Origin of the sequence: Myxococcus dinghuensis, assembly GCF_024198235.1 — a bacterium.
In the GTDB taxonomy this organism is placed as follows: domain Bacteria; phylum Myxococcota; class Myxococcia; order Myxococcales; family Myxococcaceae; genus Myxococcus; species Myxococcus dinghuensis.
This window is the reverse complement of the sequence record NZ_JAKCFB010000024.1, coordinates 1-20,897: the sequence shown is the minus strand read 5'-3', so window position 1 is coordinate 20,897 and position 20,897 is coordinate 1. Positions and strand designations below refer to the sequence as shown.

The following is a 20,897-nucleotide window of genomic DNA, read 5'->3' as shown; positions in this document are numbered from 1 at the left end:
TCGGTGGTTCGGTGATTGCACCGTCCCGGTCCGTCGGCGGGAGAGCGAGCATGCGACTGGCTGTCTTCGACACCCATCGTTACGACCGGAGCGCGTTGGAGGACGCCAACGCGGACTTCCGTCACGCGCTGGCGTTCCTGGAGCCCCGGCTGACGCTCCAGACGGCGCGGCTGGCGGAGGGCTTCCCGGCGGTGTGCTCGTTCGTCAACGACCGCGTGGACGCCGCCGCGCTCGCGGTGCTGCGCGAGGGTGGGGTGCGGCTCATCGCCACGCGCTCCGCGGGCTACAACCACATCGACCTCGTGGAGGCCGAGCGGTTGGGCGTGCGGGTGACGCGCGTGCCCGAGTACTCGCCCCACGCGGTGGCCGAGCACGCGGTGACGCTGGTGCTGTCGCTCAACCGCCACATCCCCCGCGCCGTCGCGCGCGTCCGGGACTGGAACTTCTCGCTGGAGGGGCTGGTGGGCTTCGACGTGGCGGGGAAGACGGTGGGCGTGGTGGGGACGGGCCGCATCGGCCGCGCGACGGCGCGCATCTTCCACGGCTTCGGCTGCCGGCTGCTCTGCCACGACGTGACGCCCGACGAGGCGTTCGCCCGGGAGGTGGGCGCGCGCTACGTCCCGTTGGAGACGCTGTACTCCGAATCCGACGTCATCTCGCTGCACGTGCCGCTCACGCCGGATACGCGCCACATGGTGGACGCACGCGCGCTGGCGCGGATGAAGCGTGGGGTGGTGCTCGTCAACACCGGGCGCGGCGCGCTCATCGACAGCCGGGCCCTCATCGACGCGCTCAAGCAGGGCCACGTCGGCGCGGCGGGGCTGGACGTGTACGAGGAGGAGGAGGGCATCTTCTTCCAGGACCTCTCCGGCCAGGTGCTCCAGGACGACGTGCTGGCGCGCCTGCTCACCTTCCCCAACGTGCTCGTCACCTCGCACCAGGCGTTCCTCACGCGCGAGGCGCTCGTGAGCATCGCCCGGACCACCCTCGGCAGCGTCCAGGCCTTCGAGCGGGGCGAGCCGCTCGTCCACGAAGTGCGCGCCCGGTCCGTGCTCCCGCCGGCGCGCTGAAAGGAAGACCATGACCATCCTCTGCGCCACCAACTTCTCCGACGTCGCCCGCCGCGCCAGCGACGTCGCCGCCGAGCTGGCCCGCAAGGCCGGAGTCCCGCTGCTCCTGGTCCACGTGCTCAACACCAACTCCGCGCGCGCCTTCGGCGACGCGCTCGTCCGGGCGGCGGAGGCGGCCCTGACGGACGAGCGCCGCCGGCTGGAGCGGTCCGGCGCGAAGGTGGGGTGGGAGCTGCTCACCGGCGAGCCCGAGCGCGAGGTGGCGAACCTGGCCCGCGCGCGCGCGGCCACGCTGGTGGTGACGGCGTCGCCCACGCACGAGGCGCCCTTCCTGGGCGTGGGCGGGACGGTGGACCGGCTGGCGCAGGCGCTGGACGCGCCGCTGCTGGCGGTGCGCGACGCCCGGTCGCTGGAGGCCTGGGTCCGCGGAGAGCGGCCGTTGAAGGTGCTGCTCGGCGTGGACCACTCGCTGCCCTTCGAGGCGGCCCGGGATTGGGTGAAGGGGCTGCGCGCCTTCGGCGCGGTGGACGTGCTGGGCGGGCGCGTGGTCTGGCCCGACGCGGAGTACCGGCGACTGGGCCTGACGCGGCCCATGGAGTTCACGGAGGTGACGCCCGAGCTCCAGTCGGTGCTGAAGCGGGAGACGGAGGTGCTGCTGTCGCCCCTGGCCCACGGCGGCGCGGCGCCTCGCGTCTTCGTGCAGCCGGGGTTGGGGCGCATCGCCGACTCGCTGGTGGAGCTGGCGGCGGTGGAGCAGGTGGACCTGCTGGTGGTGGGCACGCACCACCGCCGCGCGCTCGGGAAGATGTGGAGCGTCTCCCACCACGCGCTGCGGCTGGCCTCCATGTCCGTGGCCTGCGTTCCCGCCCAGGCCGCGCTGGCGGGCATGGACGCGCCGCTGCCCGCCTTCCACGACGTGCTGGTGGCCACGGACTTCTCCGACACGGGCAACCGCGCGGTGGCCTACGCCTGCGGCCTCGTCTCCCCCGGCGGCACCGTGCACCTGGTCCACGTCGCGGAGACGGACCGCGAGCTGGCGGCGGAGGCCCAGCGCCTGGAGGCGCTCGTCCCCCGGGAGGCGGAGGCCACCGGCCGGCGCGTGCGCGTCGAGGTGCTCGTGGGCGGCAAGGACACCGTCACCGCCCTGCTACAGGCGGCGGAGCGGCGCTCCGCGGACGCCATCGTCCTGGGCACGCACGGGCGCACGGGCCTCAAGCGCGCCGTGCTCGGCTCCGTCGCCCAGGCCGTGCTGGCGCGCACCGAGCGGCCCGTGCTCCTGGTCCGGCCACCCACGACCTGAATTCCTGGAGTCGTGGTGAGGGCGTGGCCTCCGTGTTCGCGCAGGAGGTCCGGGGCGTGCTCGCGCCAGCGGGTCCGCTCGACGCGGCCCGGAAGGCGGCGCTGCGCTACCTGGTGGAGCACGAGGACGAGGTGGACCGCGCCGACGACATGCGCCTGTCCGGCGCCGACAAGGACTTCGACCTCCGCACCGGCCCGGCCGAGCAGGAGAAGGGCACCGTCGCCACCGTGAAGCAGGACGCGGACGGCAAGGTGAAGGTCACCTTCAAGAAGGAGACACTCAAGGAGCCCATCTGGGACTGCAAGGAGACGGACAAGCTCGACCGCATCGACGCGGACGGGAAGCTCGTGTACCGGCGCGACTGCGCCTGCAAGGGCTGGCAGAAGCTCACCCTCCAGGTGGCCCCCGTGCTCGTCGACGCGCGCTGCGCCTCCGCGCTCGAGCCCGGCCGCTACGCGGAGCTCCGCTCCTTCCGTGACCGCACCGCCATGCCGGTGCGGGTGTTCGACACGTCCAGGCGCGAGAAGCTGTTCGGCGTCGCCGGCTTCGGCTGGGAGTCGCTCCGGGGGGCGCCGGGAGGTCCGGCGGCCCTCCGGCCATGGGACGCCCAGCGTCGTCCAGTGGATTGGCAGCACGACAATCCATTGGAGAGGGGGCTGCTTTCTTCGGGGGAAGGAACTAGTACGCCTCGTTTCCCCTGGAACACGAAAGGACGCGACCATGGCTTTCACGCTTCCCGAACTGCCGTACAAGAAGGACGCTCTGGCTCCCCACATGAGTGCGGAGACGCTGGAGTTCCACCACGGAAAGCACCACGCCGCGTACGTGAACAACCTCAACAAGCTGCTGGACGGCAAGCCCGAGGCGGCCAAGTCCCTGGAGGAGATCATCCTCAGCAGCGACGGCGGTGTGTTCAACAACGCCGCCCAGGTGTGGAACCACACGTTCTTCTGGAACTGCATGAAGCCGAACGGTGGCGGCGAGCCCAAGGGTGACCTGGCGGACGCCATCAAGCGTGACTTCGGCTCCTTCGAGAAGTTCAAGGAGGAGTTCTCCACCGCCGCCGCCACGCAGTTCGGCTCCGGCTGGGCGTGGCTGGTGCAGGGCAAGGACGGCAAGCTGGCCGTCACCAAGACGCCCAACGCCGACCTGCCCATGAAGCACGGCCAGAAGGCGCTGCTCACCATCGACGTGTGGGAGCACGCGTACTACATCGACTACCGCAACCTGCGTCCGAAGTTCATCGAGACGTTCCTCACCAGCCTGGTCAACTGGGACTTCGTCGCCCAGAACCTCAAGGGCGCCTGAGTCCGCGACAGGGGCCGCCCGTGAGGTCGCGGCCCCTGGGTTTCACGTCCGCTCCTGGCTCCGCGTGAGCCGGGGCGTGACGGTGGCCCCGAGCGTCTTCCGTCGATTCACGGCAGCTCGCAGGCGAGCAGGTCCTTGTCGAAGACGGGGCCCAGCAGCAGGTGTTTTCCGAAGAGGGCGGCGGTGGCGGTGGCGGAGGTCTTCTGCCCGTCGTCGAGGAAGACCTCGGAGATGACGAGGTCCTTGCCCTTCCCCGTCAGGTGCAGCACCTGCGCGGGTGCGCGCCGCGTGCCGGTGGTGTCCCTCGCGTGGGCCGCGAAGTCGAGCAGCTTGGGGTGCGCGGCGATCCACAGGTCGCCCTGTGCATCCAGCTCGATGTTGTCCGGCCCGGTGCCCAGCGGCAGCGTGTGCACGTGCGTGAGCGCGCCCGTGGCGAGGTCGCGGTCGTAGAGGGACAGCGTGCCGGCGAGGGACTCGGTCAGGTACACCGTGCGGCCGTCGGCGGAGCGGTTGATGCCGTTGGCGAGCTTCGTGCCCTGGAGCACCGTCTGGAAGCCCTGCCCGTCGTAGTAGAGCACCGTGCCCTGCCCGAGCTGGAGGTAGTCCTCGAGCACCTGCTTCACGCCGGGGGGATTGCCGTGGTCGTTGGTGACGTAGAAGCGCTCGGCGTCCAGGGCCACCAGGTCGTTGGGTGAGACGAGCCGCGTGTCGCGCAGCGTCTGGCGGTGGACGAGCCGCCCGTCCGCGCCGACCTCGAAGCGCTCGATGGCGTTGCCCGTCGACGCGTGGTTCACCACGTACAGCGTCTGCGTGCCGTCGGGCGCGACGTAGAGGCTGATCCCGTGCGGGTGGAAGTCCTTCGAGAAGTCGCCCGTCAGCAGCGTGGTGGGCGTGGCGCCCGTCGGGTCGAACCGGTAGATGCCACCGGGCACGGGGTGCCCCGCCATCGTCGCGCGCCGGTCGTCCGAGGAGACGTACGCGTAGCCGAGGCCCGGGTGGAAGGTGATGTCCTCCGCGCCCACCATGCCGGAGACCGGCACGCACCGTCCCTGGGCGTGGGGTTTCAGCTCCTTGAACTGCCCCGCGTCGTGGAGTGTCTTGAGCGCGAAGCCCGCGACCGCGATGACGACCGCACCGGCGCCCAGCAGCAGCTTCTTCATGGGAGACCTCCGAGGAGGAGAGGACGGGCCAACCTAGCAGGGCTTGGCGTCGACCTCATCTCGAAGGGCCTCGTCGTGCCCGAACCGCGGCTCCCCACCGCGTGGGACGCCCTGGCGAGATGATGACCGGCGACCGGAGGAAGTGGAGGCTCCCTCCGGCCAGGTTCACGGGGCGCTGGCTACTGGTTGTTGTAGCACAGCCACGTGATCTCCCTCGAGTACGTCGAATGGAAGACCCTGACGTAGGTCGTCCCGTCGTTGCACGTGGTGTACTCGGTCGACGTGCCACACAGCCAGGTGATGCGCTTGGAGGACACATCCACCCGCGTCGACTCGTTGTCGTTGCGGGGGTGGCCACGTAGGCGCCATTCTTGTCGAGCACGTACAGCGAGGCGCTGCACTGGTCCGTGGTGTCCCCGAGCAGGACCTTCTCCTCGTGGGAGTCGAGCGCGCTCGACTCCGCGTCCACGCCGTCCACGCCCGCGCCGCAGCCGACCAGGGCCAGGGTGGTGAACGCGCACAGCGACAACATGCCTCTCTTCATGGATGTCTCCCGTTGGAGTGACGACTCATTCGTCACGGGAGCCCCAGAGCAGGGCACGTGCCAGCCCGGCTCCGCCCGGGCCCGGGTGGAACCGTGCAGGAACGGCACGATGCCGCCGTCCCGGAGGCGGGGTTTCCGCCAGGGACACGGCAGGACCTGCACGATGGCTTCAGGGCGAGGCGTTCACGTCCACGTAGGCCCGCTTCGCGGGCACGGAGACCAGCCGCCCCTCCGGCATGACCCAGGCGGTGAGCCGCCCGCCGTACACGCAGCCCGAGTCCAAGCCGATGGCGTGGGGATGGCGCTGCACGCCGCGCATGGCGTCGTGCCCGAAGATGACCAGCTCCGGCCCCGGCCACACGCTGGCCCAGGGCACGCCGCCGTCCACGCGCTTCGAGGGCGTCCCGTCCGGCGCGATGCTGCGCAGGTTGAGCAGCTCGTCCGGGCGCTGCTGCTCCAGCGGCACGCCGGGGACGAGCCCGCCGTGCACCGCGACCACGTTCAGCTCCGGGAAGCGGCGGTACAGCGGCTGCGCCTCCAGGTAGCGCCAGTCCTCGGAGGACAGCGTGTCGAGCACCTGCCGGTGCTCCTTGCCCAGCTTCTTGCCCTCCGGCGCGAGCCCGGAGTGCCACCGCAGCACGTGCGCGTCGTGGTTGCCGCGCACCGCGAGGAACCCCCGCTCACGCGCGCGACGCACCACGCCCGCGGAGTCCGGCCCCTTCGCCACCAGGTCACCCACCAACACCACGCGCTCGCCGCGTCGCCAGCCGCACTCCTCCAGGAGGGCGTCCAGCTCCTCGGCGCACCCGTGCACGTCTCCGATGAAGAGCGTCCGCATCGTGGTCTTCCTTAATGCGCTCCGGCGTCCGGGGGAATGCCACGGTCGCCCGGGCCCTCAGTCGGGTTTCGAGCGAAGCAGGCGGCTGAGGCTCACGTCGAGCTGGCTGGAGATGAGGCGCAGCACGCTGTCGAGCTGGGAGCCGGTCAACCGCAGCCGCTCGGTGAGCAGCCGCCGCGTCTCCTGCAGCAGCGACTCCTGCGCGGCCACCACCCAGCGCGCCGCGGTGGAGCGGTGCACGCCGTACAGCGCGCCCAGCTGGTCGATGCTCAGCCCGTCCAGGTACTTCAGGCGCAGGAAGTTGCGCTGGCGCGGCTCCAGCCCCGCGAGCGCGGTGGAGAACGAGGCGCTGAACTCCGCGCGGTACGTGTTCTTGAGATAGAGGAGCTCCGGGTCGTCCCCCGGCGCCACCAGCATGGACAGGTCCCCGTCGTCACCCACCGGCTGGCCCCCGCGCTGGCGCTGCCAGTCCAGCCCGAGCCACAGCGCCGCCGCGCGCACCCAGCCGCTCAGGGGCCCGGTGCCGGGGTAGGCCGCCAGCCGGGCGGGGGCCTCCTGGCTGCCCACGAGCATGCGCTGGCGCAGGAGCTGACGGACCTCGTCCAGCCCCGTGGGCGGCAGCTTCAGCCGCGCCACCGCCGCGTTGACCTCGGGGAGGAAGCTCGACTCGAAGGCGGCCAGCGCCGCGGGCAACCGGTCCGCGGCGGCGCGCGCGAGGTAGACGTCCTGGAGGTGCAGCTTCTCCACGTCCTCGTCGGGCGCCTCCGACGGGAGCAGCCGCGCGAGGTGGCCCACGTAGCGGGCCCCCTCCAGCTCCACGCCGGGCCACGCCGCGCGCGCCGTGGCGAGCACGCGCGACAAGCGCTCCTGGAGCGGAAGCAACGACTCCGTGGGGGCGCTCACGCCGCGCGCCGAGACAAATGCCTGGGCCAGGGAAACGTCCGGGTGGGACACGCCATGGGACGATAGCACCCCCCTCCCGTAATCCAGATTCAGCCAATTCCGAAGCAAAGGCTGGGTCGTCCCGTTCCTCCGGAGGAACGGGGAGCCTGGACGGCGCGTGTGTCGGGGGATGCGCCCGTTCGTGGGAGGGCGTCCGCCTGTCCCATACGCGGGCATCCGTGGCCCCCGGGCCACGCGTCCCCATGGCCCGGGCATTGCTGGTAAGGGGCGGGGGAGACGTGGCGGAGGTGAACGTGGAGTCGATTGGTGACGGGCCCGGTGACGCGGCCCTGGCCTCGTGGCTGGAGCTGAGCGCGTCCGCGCTGCGACACAACGTGGAGGTCTTCCGCTCGCTGGACGGCCGGGGTGGACCTCCCCGGGCGGTGGGGGTGGTGCTCAAGGGCAACGCCTACGGGCACGGGCTGGCGCAGGTCCTGCCGCTGGTGCACGGGCAGGTGGACCTCCTCTACTTCATCGCCCCCCAGGACGCGCTGAAGGTGCGGGAGTACGAGCGGGCCCGGGGCCTGGCGCCCCGGCAGGTGGTGGTGCTGGGCGGGGTGTCGCCGCGCGAGGCGGTGGCGCTGGCGCGCGAGGGCGTGGACGTGGTGGTGGCGGACCGTGGCTGGGTGGACGCGCTGCCCGCGCTGCGCGAGGCCCGGCTCGAGCGTCCGCTGCGGGTCCACGTCCACCTCGACACGGGGCTGGGGCGCGAGGGCTTCACGCTGGCGCAGCTCTCCGACGACGTGGGGTTCCTGGCGGAGGGGCGCGACGTGCTGGAGGTGGTGGGCGCGCTCAGCCACTTCGCCAACACGGAGGACGTGACGGAGCAGGGCTACGCGCTGGCGCAGGTGGACGCGTTCGAGACGGGCGTGGGGGTGCTCACCCAGCGGCTGGGGCTCCAGCGGCCCCTGCAGCGGCACATCGCCGCGAGCGCCGCCGCGCTGGTGCTGCCCCGCGCGCGCTACGAGGCGCAGCGGGTGGGCATCTCCCTGTACGGGCTGTGGCCCTCGGCGGAGACGCGGCTGTCGGCGCGGCTGGTGCTGGGCGAGGTGCCGGTGCTCAAGCCGGTGCTGTCCTGGAGGTGCGCGAGCCAGGCGGTGAAGTGGCTGCCCGCGGGCAGCTACGTGGGGTACGGCTGCACGTACCGCACGCCGGAGCCCACGCGCATCGCGGTGCTGCCGGTGGGCTACTACGACGGCTACCCCCGGCTGGTGTCGGGCAAGGCGCACGTGCTGGTCAACGGCCGCCGGTGCCCGGTGCTGGGCCGGGTGATGATGAACCACGTCATCATCGACGTGACGCGCGCCGCGCCGGACGACCGCCCCGTGACGGCCACGCTGCTGGGGCGCGACGGCGAGGAGGCCATCTCCGCCGAGCAGCTGGCGGACTGGGCGCAGACCATCCACTACGAGGTGGTCACCCGCCTGGGCGCCCACCTGGAGCGCGTGGTGGTGGAGTAGCTCAGGCCTTGGGGGCCGGCGGCTGCACCTTCCAGCGGCGGTGCAGCCACATCCACTGCTCCGGGTACTTGCGGATGCAGCGCTCCAGCGCGGCGGTGACCCGCGCGGTGTGCTCGGTGACGGGGTCCTCGCACTCGCCGGGCGCGGGCGGGAGGATGGGGCCCTCCACCTCCAGCCGCAGCGAGCAGCCCGTGCGGCCGGTGCGCACGCCCATCACCACGAACACCGGCGCGCCCGTGCGCTGGGCCGCCACCGCCATGGCGGGCGTGGTGGAGGCGAGCCGACCGAAGAAGGGCACGAACACCGCGGCCTTCACGGGCATCGCCTGGTCCAGCAGCATGTAGGGCGACTCGCCGCGCTCCACCGCGGCGGACAGCTCCATGATGGCGCCCTTGGGATAGATGAGCCCCGCGCCCGCGCCCAGCCGCGTCAACGCGATGCGGTTGTTCAGCGCACCCTTGAGCGGACGCACCAGCGCGTCGAGCGGGATGCCCCAGCGAATCAGCATGTCGCCCAGCAGCTCCCAGTTGCCGAAGTGCGCCGTCACCATCAGCGCGCCCTTGCCCGTGGCCACGCGCGCCCGGAGCGCCTCCCAGGCCTCCGAACCCTCGACGCCCTGCCCGGCCCAGTCCATGGGGAGCCGGTCCCCGGAGGGCAGCGACTCCACCACCACGCGTGTCATGTTGATGTACGCGCCGCGTGCAATCGCTCGCCGCTCCGCGTCAGTCTTCTCCGGGAAGGCCTGCTCCAGGTTGTCCATCACCACCTTGCGGCGGATGCCCAGGGAGTAGACGAGTCCACCGAGGAAGCGGGCGATGGCGTCCCGCGACGCGGGCGACAGCCAGGTGAGCAATGCCCAGACGAAGCGCGTCAGGAAGGCCGTCACGGGGCCCGGCAGCGTGCCCTCGATGCGACGCAGGTGCTCCGAGGGCACCTGCATGCTGACGGGGTTCGGGAAACCCTGACGTTCGTACTCGGGAATGGGCGTGGGCTGGGGCACGGCGCGCACTCCACCCCGAAGTGAAGTTTACGGCAAGGACACACTCCCGCTCCGCGCTACCTTGCTCGCCCGGCATGGTCCACTATGCGCGCCATGCCCAACCTGCTCCGTCCGGCGGCCTTGGCCGTCGCTACCCTGCTCTCCGCGTGCGGTGCCCGGCAGAACCCCGTCGTCGCCGAGCCGCCCGCGCCTCCCCCCGCACCGACCGCCGCGTCCGCGCCCACACCGCCCGCGCTGCGGCTGTCCAGGGAGGTGCGTCCCAACGCGTACGCGGTCGAGCTGACGCTGGACCCGAAGGTGGCCACCTTCCAGGGGGCCGCGGACATCGGGCTCGACGTGTCGACGCCCACGTCCGTGGTGTGGTTGCACGGCAAGGGCCTGAAGGTGACGCGGGCCGCGGTGACGCAGGGCGGGGTCTCCATCGAGGCGACGCCGCTGTCGAGCGACACGGACTTCCTGGGCTTCCAACTGGCCAAGCCGCTGGTGCTGGGCACCGCGAAGCTGCACGTCGAATACGAAGGTGTCGTGTCCGAGAAGGACAACAACGGCGCCTTTCGCGTCAAGGAGGGCGGGGACTGGTACGTCTTCACGCAGTTCGAGCCCATCGACGCGCGCCAGGTCTTCCCGTGCTTCGACGAGCCGGGCTTCAAGGTGCCGTGGCAGCTGACCTTCCACGTCCCCGCGGGCAACGTGGCCGTCACCAACACGCCGCAGCTCTCCGAGGAGGCGCGAGCGGACGGTGGGCACACCTACCGCTTCGCGCGCACCCAGCCCCTGCCCAGCTACCTCATCGCCTTCGGTGTGGGCCCGTTCGACTTCCTGCCCGCCGCGGACGCGGGCCAGAAGAAGGTGAAGACGCGCATCGTCACCCCGCGCGGTCGCGCCGCCGAGGGGGCCTACGCCGCGAAGGCGACGCCGGAAATCCTCGCCGCGCTGGAGAACTACTTCGGCATCCCCTACGCGTACGAGAAGCTGGACGTGCTCGCCGTGCCGCTGCTCGGCGGCGCCATGGAGCACCCGGGCCTGGTGACGTTCAACTCCCGCTCGCTGCTCGCCAGGCCGGAGGAGGACACGCTCAACCGGCAGCGCGGGTTCGCGGAGACGCAGGTGCACGAGCTGGGGCACCAGTGGTTCGGCAACCTCGTCACCCTGGGGTGGTGGGACGACCTGTGGCTCAACGAGTCCTTCGCGTCCTGGGTGACGCCGCGCATCGTCGAGTCGTGGCAGCCGTCGTGGGACGCCCCGGTGGAGCGCGTGCACGGCCGCAGCCGCTCGCTGGACGCGGACAGCCTGTTGTCCGCGCGCCGCATCCGCCAGCCCATCGACAGCGCCAATGACATCCACAACGCCTTCGACGGCATCACCTACGGCAAGGGCTCCGCAGTGCTGTCCATGACGGAGGAGTGGCTGGGCCGGGACGTGTTCCAGCGCGGCATCCAGCGCTACATGCGCAAGCACGCGCACGGCAACGCGACGGCGAAGGACTTCCTGGACGCGCTGTCCGCCGAGGCGAAGCAGGACGTGACGGGCGTGCTGGGCACGTTCCTGGACCAGGGCGGCGCGCCGCTCGTCACCGCGAGCCTGGAGTGCGGCGCCGGCCAGCCGAAGGTGGTCCTGTCGCAGCAGCGCTACCTGCGGCTGGGCTCGAAGGCGCCGGGTCCGCAGCAGTGGAAGGTGCCGGTGTGCGTGAAGTACGCGGCGGGCGGCAAGCTGTCGCGCGCGTGCACGGTGCTGGAGGGCGAGAAGGCGGAGGTGGCGCTCACCGACGCGAAGACGTGCCCGGAGTGGGTGTTCCCCAACGCGGAGGGCGCGGGCTTCTTCCGCATGCAGTTGTCCGGCGAGGCCGCCTCGAAGCTGATGACGGCGGGCCTGGGCAAGCTGTCGCGCTCCGAGCGCGTGGCGCTCCTGGGCGACGTGCGGGCCCTGGCGCTGTCCGGGGCGCTGCCGGCGTCGGAGGCGCTCACCCTGGCGGCGCGCATGGCGCAGGACACGGACCGCGTGGTCACCGAGGCGAGCATCGACATGATGGAGCTGGCGAGCGCGCGGCTGCTGGCGGCGGCCGCGCTGCCGGAGCGGCAGCGCTTCGTGCGGGAGACGTTCGGCGCCCGGGCGCGGCAGCTGGGCTTCGTGCCGCGCAAGGGTGAGAGCGAGGACACTCGGCTGTTGCGTCCCCGGCTGATGCGGCTGGTGGGCCGCGAGGGCGCGGACCCGAAGGTGGTCGCCGAGGCCCGCGCGCTGGCGGACAAGTGGCTTTCGGACAAGCGCGCGGTGTCGCCGGACATGGTGGAGTCGGTGCTGGCCATCGCCGCCAGCCAGGCGGACGCGGCCTTCCAGCAGAAGGTGGTCGCGGCGGCGAAGGTGGCGACGGAGCGGGTGACGCGGCAGCAGCTCATCGGCGCGCTGAGCAACCTCACCGACCCGGAGCTGGTGAAGCAGACGCTGCCCCTGGTGTTCGACAAGTCGCTGGACCCGCGCGAGACGGTGTGGATGGTGTTCGCCGCCTCCGGGAACGTGCGCACGCGGGACGTGGCCTTCGCCTTCGTGAAGGAGAACTACGAGCGGCTCGTCGGCGACGCTCCGGACGCCCTGTTCCCGAAGGAGATGGCGGGGCGGATGGTCTTCGTGGGCGGCGCCTACTGCGAGGCGGACAAGCGCCAGCAGCTCGCGGACTTCTTCACCGAGCGCAGCGCGAAGGCGCCGGGCGGGCCGCGCATGCTGGCGACCCTGCTGGAGTCCATCGACCAGTGCGTGTCGCTGAAGGCCGCGCAGGGGGAGGACATCCAGACCTTCCTCGGACAGCGGGGCGCGGCCAAGGCGCCGAAGACGCCCGCGCCGAGGTAATCCGTCCGGGGCCTCGCCGCCCGCGCCCATCCGTCGACTCCGGGAGGGCGCGGGGGTGGGGGTCGGGCGGGGCTACTTCCGGCCGCGCGACATGAAGGCCATGAAGGCCTCCTGCGCCTCGGCGGAGCCCAGGCGCTGGATGAACTCCGAGCCCTCCTTGGCGAGCACCTGGTGCGTCTGGGCGCGCAGGGGCTCGCGGACGAGGCGCTTCGTCACGCGCACGGCCTCCGCGGGGCGGGAGGCGAGCGTGCGGGCGCGCTCGGCGGCGACCTCCTGGAGGTTCGCGTCCGGGACGACCTTGTTGATGATGCCGGCGCGCAGGGCGGTGGCCGCGTCGAAGGGCTCGCCGAACAGGAGCAGCTCGCTGGCCAGCGCGTAGCCCGCCATGCGGGGCAGCAGCATGCTGCTGGCGCCCTCCGCGCACAGGCCCAGCTGGACGAAGGGCATGTGGAAGCGGGCGCGCTCGCTGGCGACGACGTAGTCACAGTGCAGCAGCATGGTGGTGCCGATGCCCACCGCGGGGCCGTCCACCGCCGCGAGCACGGGCATGGGCGCGTCCACCAGCGCCTTGAGGAAGCGGAACACGGCGCTGTCCTCGCCCGCGGGCGGGTGCTCCATGAAGTCGCCGATGTCGTTGCCCGCCGTGAAGACGCTGCCCGCGCCGGTGAGGAGCACCACGCGCACCTCGGCGTCGCCCTCGGCCTGCTTCAGCGCCTGGGTGGCCGCCTCGTACATGGCGTGGGTGAACGCGTTCTTCTTCTCGGGTCGGTTGAAGGTGAGGGTGAGGACCCCCGCTTCCCGCTTCGTCAGCAGCGTGTCGGACATGGGCGGGGAGCCTAGCCGAGTCCGCCCCCACGGGGGCGGTGACTTGTGGGGGCCCGGGACCCGGGAGGGGCACGGCCCGTGTGCTCGCTCCCTCCATGGGAGCACGTCGGACGCGCGGCTACGGCCTGAGCGCGCGCGCCACGATGGGCGCGACCGTCACCACGCGGTGTGGGAAGGGCAGGCCCGACGGAGGCTCCACGCTGTCGGTCCCCACGAGCTGGCTCAAGGGCAGGCCGCGCAGCCGCTCCACCGCGGGACCCACCAGCAGCGCGTGGGTGGTCACCACCGTGAAGTCCTCCGCGCAGCCCGCGTCGCGCAGCGTCCCCGCCGCGGCGGCCAGCGTGCCTCCGGTGGACACCATGTCGTCCACCAGGATGGGCCGCTTGCCGCGCACCTCGCCCATCAACCCGCTGGCGTGCACCGAGTCCCCGCTCAGGCGGACCTTGTGGATGACCGCCCACGGTCGCCCCAACAGCCGCGCCAGCGCCTCCGCGCGCTTCACCGCGCCCAGGTCCGGCGCCACCACCACCGACGTGTCCGTCACCTGCGGCCGCAGCGCGTCCGCCAGGAGCGGCAGCGCCGTCAGGTGCTCCAGCGGCGCTCCGAAGCAGCCCTCCAGCGCGGGGCTGTGCAGGTCCACGACCAGCACGCGCGCGAACCGCCCTTGCGACAGCATGTCCGCCACCAGGCGCCCGCCCAGCGGCTCGCCCGGCTTCGCGCGCCGGTCCTGCCGCGCGTAGCCCAGGTACGGCACCACCGCCTCCAGCCGCGCCGCGCCCGCCCGCCAGCACGCGTCCGCCATCAACAGCAGCTCCAGCAGGTGCTCCCCCGCGGGCGGCGTCAGCGCCTGCACCAGCACCACCGTGCGTCCCCGGACCGTGGCGGGGACCTCCAGGTGCATCTCTCCATCCGGGAAGCGCTCGAAGTGACAGTCCGTGGGCGCCACGCCCAACGCGAGGCCGAGCTCGCGGCCCAGGTGGGGACTGGCGGTGCCGATGAGGAGGACGGGTTCCATCCCGTCACCCTAGCGCGCCCTCCCACCCGACGACACGGCGCCCGCCCGCCCGCATGACCTCGTGCCTCCGGAGGGGCCGTCGTCCGCCCCTCCGCCGCCGGCCGCGCCACCGATGCTTTTCCTTGGGAGGGAGGAAGACGATGCGTTTTCGCGATAGAGCCGCCGCGGGCCGACGGCTGGCGTCGATGCTGCTGCCGTACCGGGGCTCGGACGTCCGGGTGCTGGGGCTCGCCCGGGGTGGGCTCCGGGTGGGGTTCGAGGTGGCCCGGGCCCTGGAGGTCCCCATGGACGTCTGGGTCTCCCACCGCGTGCTCATCCCCGGACGGATGACGGTGGTGGGCGGCGTCTCCGAGGGCGGCGGGCGCTACGTCGACGAGCGGGCCCTGCGCCTGGCCGCGCTGCCCCGCGTGGAGGTGCTCAGCATGGCCCGGAGCGAGCTGGACGAGGTGGAGCGCCAGGTGCAGCGCCTGCGTGGACAGGCCCCGCCGGACCTGCGCGGCACCACCGTGCTGCTCATCGACGAGGGCGTGGTGACGGGCGCCACCGGCGCGGCGGCCCTGCGCGCCCTGCGCACGATGCATCCGGGGAAGCTGGTGCTGGGCACGCCCGTGTCCACGCCGCGTGGCCTCGAGGTGCTCCGCGCGGAGGCGGACTCCGTGGTCTGCGTGGAGACGTGGGAGGCCCTGCGCACCGTCTCCGAGGCCTACGACGACTACCGCCCCCTGCCCGACGTGGAGCTGCGCAACCTGCTGGAGCGCTCGCGCCTGCCGCCGTGGCGGGCCCGCGCCGTGGTCGAGGCCACCGACCCGGGGGGCTCGTGGATGTGACGTCGTGCCCCGCGTTCGCGACCGAGGAGGAGACCCCGCCATGACCCATGACGACCAGGAGGCCGAGGTCCGGGAGGTGACGCTCCGCACGGAGAGCGCCGTGCTCGGTGGTGGCCTCGCCATCCCCGAGGGCGCGCGCGGGCTCGTCCTCTTCGCGCACGGCAGCGGCAGCAGCCGCTTCAGCCCCCGCAACCGCGCCGTCGCCCGCGCGCTGCGCGCGGCGGGCCTGGGCACGCTGCTGTTCGACCTGCTCGGCGAGGACGAGGAGGCGCTCGACGCCGGCACCGGCGCGCTGCGCTTCGACATCCCCTTCCTCGCGCGCCGGCTCGTCACCGTGGCCGAGTGGGCCCGGGGGCTGCCGGAGGTCGAAGGACTCCCCTTGGGCCTCTTCGGCTCCAGCACCGGCGCCGCCGCCGCGCTGGTGGCCGCCGCCCTGCGACCGGAGCAGGTCGGCGCCGTGGTGTCGCGGGGCGGCAGGCCGGACCTGGCGGGCCCCGCGCTGGCGCGCGTGCGCGCCCCCACGCTGCTGCTCGTGGGCGGACGGGACGAGGTGGTGCTCGGGCTCAACGAGGACGCCCTGGAGGAGCTCCACTGCGTGCGGGAGCTCATCGTCGTCCCCGGCGCCACGCACCTGTTCGAGGAGCCCGGGGCGCTGGAGGACGTCGCCCGCCGCGCCGCGGACTGGTTCTCGCGCTACCTCGACGCGGACCGGACGGAGGCGCGCCGATGACCACGCCCTCCCGAACCGAGGCGCCGCCGGCGCCGCCCCCTCCCCGGAGCGGCGCGTCGTGGGAGGACGTCACCCGGGGGGACGCGCGGTGGGTGCGGGGGCGGGGGCGGACGCCCGAGGTCGCCTTCGAGCAGGCCGCGGTCGCGCTGTGCGCGCGCGTGGCGGACCCGGCCGCGGTGGAGGTGCGCGAGGAGGTCCCCGTCACGTGCGAGCCGGCCGACCTGGACCGGCTGCTGGCGGACTGGCTGCGCGCCCTCGTCCACCTGATGGCCTCGCGCGAGCTGCGCTTCCACTGCTTCGTGGTGCGCATGGACGGCCGTCGCCTGTTCGCGAGCGCCTTCGGGGAACGCCTCGACCCCGCGCGGCATGGCGCACGCGCCCAGGTGCGCGGCGCGACGGTGTCCGACCCGCGGGTGCGCCGGGGGGCGGACGGCCAGTGGGTGGCGGAATGCGAGGTCGAGGTCTGAAGGGCGAGCTTTGGTCACCCCGCGAGCCCCCGGGGACTGGTATAGGCTCGGCCCCTCGCTTCCCTGGGAAAAAGAGCACATGAGTTCGCGTGAACCGCGCTTCGTCTGGCTGGACCTGGAGATGACCGGCCTGGACCCCGAGTCCTGCGCCATCATCGAGATTGGCGTCATCATCACCGGGCCCGACCTGCGTCCGCTCGCGGAGATGGAGCGTGTCATCTGGCAGCCGGAGGAGGTCCTGCTGCGCATGGAGCCGGTGGTGCGTGAGATGCACACGCGCAACGGGCTCCTGGAGAAGGTCCGCTCCTCCAACACGTCGCTGCGCGTGGCGGAGAAGGAGGTCACCGCCCTCGTCGCCGACCACTGTCCGCTGGGCGAGGGCATCCTCGCGGGCAACTCCATCCACACCGACCGGCGCTTCCTCTTCCAGTACATGCCGCTGCTGGAGCGCTACCTGCACTACCGCATGCTGGACGTGACGAGCGTGAAGATGCTCGCGCGCGCCTGGTACCCCAACCTCGTGGAGCCCCGGAAGCCGCCCAGCGGGCACACCGCGCTCGCGGACCTGCGCTCGAGCATCACCGAGCTGCAGTACTACCGGGACACGTTGTTCCGCGCGACGCCGGGCTGACCGCCCGGCAAAGGGCCCCGCTTCAGCCGACCCCGTCCCCGCGGGTCGGCTTGGGGCCGTCCGGCCCGCCGAGCAGCTCCGCGATGGTGTCCAGCAACAGGTCCAGCTCGAAGGGCTTGGCGAGGAAGCGGGCGCTCGAGCGGCGCTCCTCCTCGGAGATGCGGCCCGCGCTCATCACGACGACGGGGATGGCGCGCAGCGACGCGTCATCCCGGATGCGGCGCAGCATCTCCCGGCCGTCCATCACCGGCATCATCAGGTCCAGCAGCACCAGGTCCGGCCGCTGCTCCTCCATGCGCTGCAGGCCCTCGGCGCCGTTGAAGGCGGTGATGATGCCGTAGCCCTCCACGGAGAGGATGTCCTGGAGGGCCTCGACGATGGCCAGCTCGTCATCGACGATGAGGAGCCGCTTCACGGGCCCACCCCTTCCTCCGGGGATACACCTCCGAAACGTGTGTCCTCCCCGGGGCGCGCCGGGCCCCCCGAGAGTGTCCACCCTGGCATGCCGTCGGGGCGACACGTGGCGCGTGCTCCCGGCAGCTCAGCCATGTCCGTCACACATGCTCCTTTGCGCCCCTGGGTGGGAAGGTAGGACATGAGCGGGCGCGTGGCAGCGGTTTGCGCGCGCTCTGTTCGGAATCCTGCGGTGGGCGGACGGGAGGACTCCCGCGACCCCCGCCGAATGACGGTCTCTCACCGCAGGCGGGCGCGCAGCAGGTGCTTCTGCACCTTGCCCAGCGCGTTCCGGGGCAGCGAGTCCACGAAGACCACCCGGCGCGGCTTCTTGAAGCTGGCCAGCCGGTCGCGGCACCACTCCACCAGCGCCTGGGCCTCCGGGGCGGGCTGGCCCACGGGGGGCACCACCACCGCCACCACCTGCTCGCCGTAGTCCGCGTCCGGCAGCCCCAGCACGGCCACCTCCGCGACGCCGGGGTGCGTGGCGAGCACCTCCTCCACCTCGCGCGGGTACACGTTGAAGCCGCCGCTGATGATGAGCTCGCGCGCCCGCCCGGTGATTCGCAGGTAGCCGTCCGCGTCGTGCTCGCCCAGGTCCCCGGTGCGGAACCACCCCTGCGCGTCGAAGGACTCCGTCGTGGCGTCCGGGCGGCGCCAGTAGCCGGCGAACACGTGTGGCCCCCGGACCTCGATTTCGCCCGCCTCCCCGGCGGCCACGGGCTGGCGCGTGCGCACGTCCACCACGCGCGCCTCCTGGCCGGGGAAGGGGAAGCCCACCGTGCCCGGGCGGCGCTCGCCGTCGTGGGGGTTGGTGGTGTTCATCACCGTCTCCGTCATCCCGTAGCGCTCCAGGATGCGCGCGCCGAACTCCGTCTCGATGTCGTGGAAGAGCTGCGGACTGAGCGGCGCGGAGCCGGACACCCACAGGCGCAGCCGGCCCGGCTTCACGCCCGTGCGCCGCGCCTCCTCCAGCAGCCGGCCGTACATGGTGGGCACGCCGAAGAACATCGTCAGGGTGGCGTCGTCGCGCAGCGTGGCCAGCACGTCCGTGGCCACGAAGCGCCGGTGCAGCTCCGCGCTGCCGCCCGTGTACAGCGTGCCGTGCAGGCCCACCATCAGCCCGTGCGTGTGGAACAGCGGCAGGGTGAGCAGCAGCCGGTCCGCGGACGTCCACCGCCACGCCTCGGTGACGGCCCTCACGTTGGCCAGCAGGTTGCGGTGCAGCAGCATCGCGCCCTTGGAGCGCCCCGTGGTGCCGGAGGTGTAGCCCAGCACCGCCAGGTCCTCCGCCCCGGGCAACGTCAGCGCCACGGACGACGCGGCGCCCTCCTCGAGGAGCGCGTCGAACGCGACCACGGGGAGCGACGACGGCGCTTCGGCCGTGAGCGGCTCCACCGCCACCAGCGCCTGGAGCGAGGGGAGCTGCTCCCGCAGGGGCACCAGCTCCGCCGCGCCCGCCGCGCCCGTGACGCAGGTGTGCACCTCCGCGTCCGCCAGGATGTGGGCCAGCTCCACCTGGCGATAGGCCGTGTTCACCAGCACCACCACGCAGCCCGCCTGCTGCACGCCCAGGTAGGCGACGACGAACTGGGGGCTGTTCTCCAGGAACAGCGCCACCCGCGCGCCGGGGGACAGCCCGCGCTGGCGCAGGCCCCGGGCGAACGCGGTGACGTGCCGCGCCAGGTCGCCGTAGGTCAGGGTCGCGCGCTCGAAGGTGAGCAACGGCCGCTCCGGTGTGGTCCGGGCGTGGTCCAGGAAGGCTTCGAGCAGGGACGCGGTCATGGGGCGGCGCAGCCTACTTCCGTCGCTTTCATCGCAACCAAGCGGTGAGTCGGCCCGGACCGGCCCGGACAGGACGCCACCGTTCCGCCCGCATCGTGGCACACGTCGGGCCTGGCCCCGTGGCCTGTCCGCTTCTGGGACACCACTTTTCGGAACCGGGCACGCCTCCTCCAGGAGGTGGCGTGAAGGTGAGTGATTCCAGTGGGTTGGGAGTCGTGAAGTGGTTGGCACGCGCCTCGCTCTAGCGGCGTCCCGTGGACATTCCCAAAGCCAAGAAGCCGCGCCGCAAGCCATGGATCCTCGCCATCGGAGGCGCGCTCGCGCTGATTCTCGTGACGGTGGGTCTGGGGCAACTGCGTCCCGCGGCGCCGTCGGTGGACCGGGCCTCGGTGTGGCTGGACACGGTGAAGCGCGGCCCCATGGTCCGGCAGGTGAAGGGCGCCGGCACGCTGGTGCCCGAGTACATCCGCTGGTTGACGGCCGACACGGCGGGCCGCGTCGAGCGCATCCACGTGCGCCCGGGCGCCGAGGTGAAGGCGGACACCCTGCTCATGGAGCTGTCCAACCCCGACGTGCAGCTCCAGATGCTGGAGGCCGAGCGGCAGCTCTCCAGCGCCGAGGCCGAGTTCATCCAGATGCGGATGCAGCTGGAGACGCAGCGGCTGGCGCAGGAGGCCATCGTGACGACGCTCACCGCGGAGACCGCTGACGCGGAGCGGCGCGCGACGGCGGGCACCACGCTCCACCAGAAGGAGCTCATCGGTGAAATCGAGGCCCGGCAGACGGGCGAGAAGGCGGTCGAAATCAAGGGCCGCCTGGACCTGGAGCGCAAGAAGCTCGGCGTCGTCGCCTCCAGCATGCGCGAGCAGCTCGCGGCGTTGCAGGAACAGGTGGACCGGTTGAAAGCGGTGGCCCGCTTCCGCCGTACCCAGGTGGAGTCGATGAAGGTTCTCGCCGGGGAGGATGGAGTGCTGCAGGAGCTGCCGTTGGAGTTGGGCCAGTGGGTGACGCCGGGTGTGCTGCTGGCGAAGGTGGTGAAGCCGGAGCGGCTGAAGGCGGAGCTGCGCATCGCGGAGACGCAGGCGCGGGACATCCAGCCGGGCCAGAAGGCGCTGGTGGATACGCGCAACGGGGTGGTGGAGGGTCAGGTGGCGCGCGTGGCGCCGGCGGCCAGCCAGGGCACGGTGCGCGTGGAGGTGTCGCTGCCGGCGGAGCTGCCCCGGGGCGCGCGTCCGGACCTCACCGTGGAGGGCACGGTGGAGCTGGAGCGGCTGGGCAACGTGCTGTCGGTGGGGCGCCCGGCGGGCGCGCAGCCCAACGGGACGATGTCGCTCTTCCGGCTCATGCCGGGGAGCGACGAGGCGGTGCGGGTGCCGGTGCAGCTGGGTCGCGGTTCGGTGAATGCCGTCGAGGTGCTCCAGGGCCTCGCGGAAGGTGACCAGGTGGTTCTTTCGGACATGGCCGCGTGGGACGCGGTCGAGCGGGTGAGGCTGCGATGACGACGACGAGTACGGTGGAGACGCCCGCGGCCGACCAGGACGCGGCGGTGCTGGCGGGAGCCGCCAAGGTGGACACGGGCAAGTCCCTCATCCACCTGGAGGGCCTCACCAAGGTCTTCGAGACGGAGGAGGTGGAGACGCACGCGCTCTCCAGCATCCACCTGGACATCCAGAAGGGCGAGTGGGTGGCCATCGTGGGCCC

General features: G+C 72.5%; 19 protein-coding genes and 1 pseudogene. 11 read left to right on the top strand and 9 right to left on the bottom strand.

Features of this window, described 5'->3' with window-relative positions; translation table 11 throughout:
• Positions 1-50: 50 nt before the first annotated feature.
• From LZ198_RS27265 to LZ198_RS27255, 3 genes are all read left to right on the top strand, one after another.
• Positions 51-1,070 (top strand): 2-hydroxyacid dehydrogenase, encoded by a 1,020-nt coding sequence (locus tag LZ198_RS27265; protein WP_253974997.1) that lies wholly within the window; start codon positions 51-53, stop codon positions 1,068-1,070.
• Between the two features lie 10 nt (positions 1,071-1,080).
• Positions 1,081-2,370, top strand: a complete 1,290-nt coding sequence (locus LZ198_RS27260; RefSeq protein ID WP_253974996.1) for a universal stress protein — start codon at positions 1,081-1,083, stop codon at positions 2,368-2,370.
• A gap of 720 nt (positions 2,371-3,090) precedes the next feature.
• Positions 3,091-3,678: a superoxide dismutase gene (locus tag LZ198_RS27255; protein WP_253974995.1), complete on the top strand. Its 588-nt coding sequence runs from the start codon at positions 3,091-3,093 to the stop codon at positions 3,676-3,678.
• Positions 3,679-3,785: 107 nt separating this feature from the next.
• Here LZ198_RS27255 and LZ198_RS27250 read toward each other — a convergent pair whose 3' ends face one another.
• From LZ198_RS27250 to LZ198_RS27235, 4 genes are all read right to left on the bottom strand, one after another.
• Positions 3,786-4,838 (bottom strand): SMP-30/gluconolactonase/LRE family protein, encoded by a 1,053-nt coding sequence (locus LZ198_RS27250; protein WP_253974994.1) that lies wholly within the window; start codon positions 4,836-4,838, stop codon positions 3,786-3,788.
• A 179-nt stretch (positions 4,839-5,017) separates the two neighbouring features.
• Positions 5,018-5,161 carry a hypothetical protein gene (locus LZ198_RS27245; RefSeq protein ID WP_253974993.1) on the bottom strand — a complete coding sequence of 48 codons (144 nt, stop codon included), beginning with the start codon at positions 5,159-5,161 and terminating at the stop codon, positions 5,018-5,020.
• 390 nt (positions 5,162-5,551) lie between these two features.
• The gene (locus LZ198_RS27240) at positions 5,552-6,220 is read right to left on the bottom strand and encodes a metallophosphoesterase (protein ID WP_253974992.1); all 669 of its coding nucleotides are present in this window, start codon (positions 6,218-6,220) and stop codon (positions 5,552-5,554) included.
• Between the two features lie 57 nt (positions 6,221-6,277).
• Positions 6,278-7,123 carry a transcriptional regulator gene (locus LZ198_RS27235; RefSeq protein WP_253974991.1) on the bottom strand — a complete coding sequence of 282 codons (846 nt, stop codon included), beginning with the start codon at positions 7,121-7,123 and terminating at the stop codon, positions 6,278-6,280.
• Between the two features lie 278 nt (positions 7,124-7,401).
• On the opposite strand from LZ198_RS27235, the gene alr reads away from it, so the two are divergent.
• Entirely contained in the window at positions 7,402-8,622 is a 1,221-nt protein-coding gene (gene alr / locus LZ198_RS27230; protein ID WP_253974990.1) for an alanine racemase, read from the top strand.
• Position 8,623: 1 nt separating this feature from the next.
• Here the strand turns inward: alr and LZ198_RS27225 are convergent, their stop codons facing one another.
• Positions 8,624-9,622 (bottom strand): LpxL/LpxP family acyltransferase, encoded by a 999-nt coding sequence (locus LZ198_RS27225; RefSeq protein ID WP_323382935.1) that lies wholly within the window; start codon positions 9,620-9,622, stop codon positions 8,624-8,626.
• A 93-nt stretch (positions 9,623-9,715) separates the two neighbouring features.
• Between LZ198_RS27225 and LZ198_RS27220 the strand changes: the two genes are divergently transcribed.
• The gene (locus tag LZ198_RS27220; RefSeq protein WP_253974989.1) at positions 9,716-12,463 is read left to right on the top strand and encodes a M1 family metallopeptidase; all 2,748 of its coding nucleotides are present in this window, start codon (positions 9,716-9,718) and stop codon (positions 12,461-12,463) included.
• A 72-nt stretch (positions 12,464-12,535) separates the two neighbouring features.
• Here LZ198_RS27220 and LZ198_RS27215 read toward each other — a convergent pair whose 3' ends face one another.
• The gene (locus LZ198_RS27215) at positions 12,536-13,288 is read right to left on the bottom strand and encodes an enoyl-CoA hydratase (protein ID WP_253974988.1); all 753 of its coding nucleotides are present in this window, start codon (positions 13,286-13,288) and stop codon (positions 12,536-12,538) included.
• A 118-nt stretch (positions 13,289-13,406) separates the two neighbouring features.
• Entirely contained in the window at positions 13,407-14,303 is an 897-nt protein-coding gene (locus LZ198_RS27210; RefSeq protein WP_253974987.1) for a ribose-phosphate diphosphokinase, read from the bottom strand.
• 140 nt (positions 14,304-14,443) lie between these two features.
• Here LZ198_RS27210 and LZ198_RS27205 point away from each other — a divergent pair, with 140 nt between their 5' ends.
• From LZ198_RS27205 to orn, 4 genes are all read left to right on the top strand, one after another.
• Positions 14,444-15,130: a phosphoribosyltransferase gene (locus LZ198_RS27205; RefSeq protein ID WP_253974986.1), complete on the top strand. Its 687-nt coding sequence runs from the start codon at positions 14,444-14,446 to the stop codon at positions 15,128-15,130.
• Positions 15,131-15,170: 40 nt separating this feature from the next.
• The gene (locus LZ198_RS27200) at positions 15,171-15,860 is read left to right on the top strand and encodes a dienelactone hydrolase family protein (RefSeq protein WP_253974985.1); all 690 of its coding nucleotides are present in this window, start codon (positions 15,171-15,173) and stop codon (positions 15,858-15,860) included.
• Entirely contained in the window at positions 15,857-16,327 is a 471-nt protein-coding gene (locus LZ198_RS27195; protein ID WP_253974984.1) for an archease, read from the top strand. Before LZ198_RS27200 ends, LZ198_RS27195 begins: the two co-directional genes overlap by 4 nt.
• Before the next feature lie 79 nt (positions 16,328-16,406).
• Entirely contained in the window at positions 16,407-16,958 is a 552-nt protein-coding gene (orn, locus tag LZ198_RS27190; protein WP_253974983.1) for an oligoribonuclease, read from the top strand.
• A gap of 22 nt (positions 16,959-16,980) precedes the next feature.
• Here the strand turns inward: orn and LZ198_RS27185 are convergent, their stop codons facing one another.
• Together LZ198_RS27185 and LZ198_RS27180 are read right to left on the bottom strand one after the other, a co-directional pair.
• Positions 16,981-17,373, bottom strand: coding sequence for a response regulator (locus LZ198_RS27185; protein ID WP_253974982.1), 393 nt, complete (start codon positions 17,371-17,373; stop codon positions 16,981-16,983).
• A gap of 278 nt (positions 17,374-17,651) precedes the next feature.
• Positions 17,652-19,196, bottom strand: coding sequence for an AMP-binding protein (locus tag LZ198_RS27180; RefSeq protein ID WP_253974981.1), 1,545 nt, complete (start codon positions 19,194-19,196; stop codon positions 17,652-17,654).
• 254 nt (positions 19,197-19,450) lie between these two features.
• Between LZ198_RS27180 and LZ198_RS27175 the strand changes: the two genes are divergently transcribed.
• Together LZ198_RS27175 and LZ198_RS27170 are read left to right on the top strand one after the other, a co-directional pair.
• The gene (locus LZ198_RS27175) at positions 19,451-20,695 is read left to right on the top strand and encodes an efflux RND transporter periplasmic adaptor subunit (RefSeq protein ID WP_253974980.1); all 1,245 of its coding nucleotides are present in this window, start codon (positions 19,451-19,453) and stop codon (positions 20,693-20,695) included.
• Positions 20,692-20,897: pseudogene (locus LZ198_RS27170) on the top strand (ABC transporter ATP-binding protein); the annotation flags it as partial. The gene LZ198_RS27175 and the pseudogene LZ198_RS27170, both read left to right, overlap by 4 nt.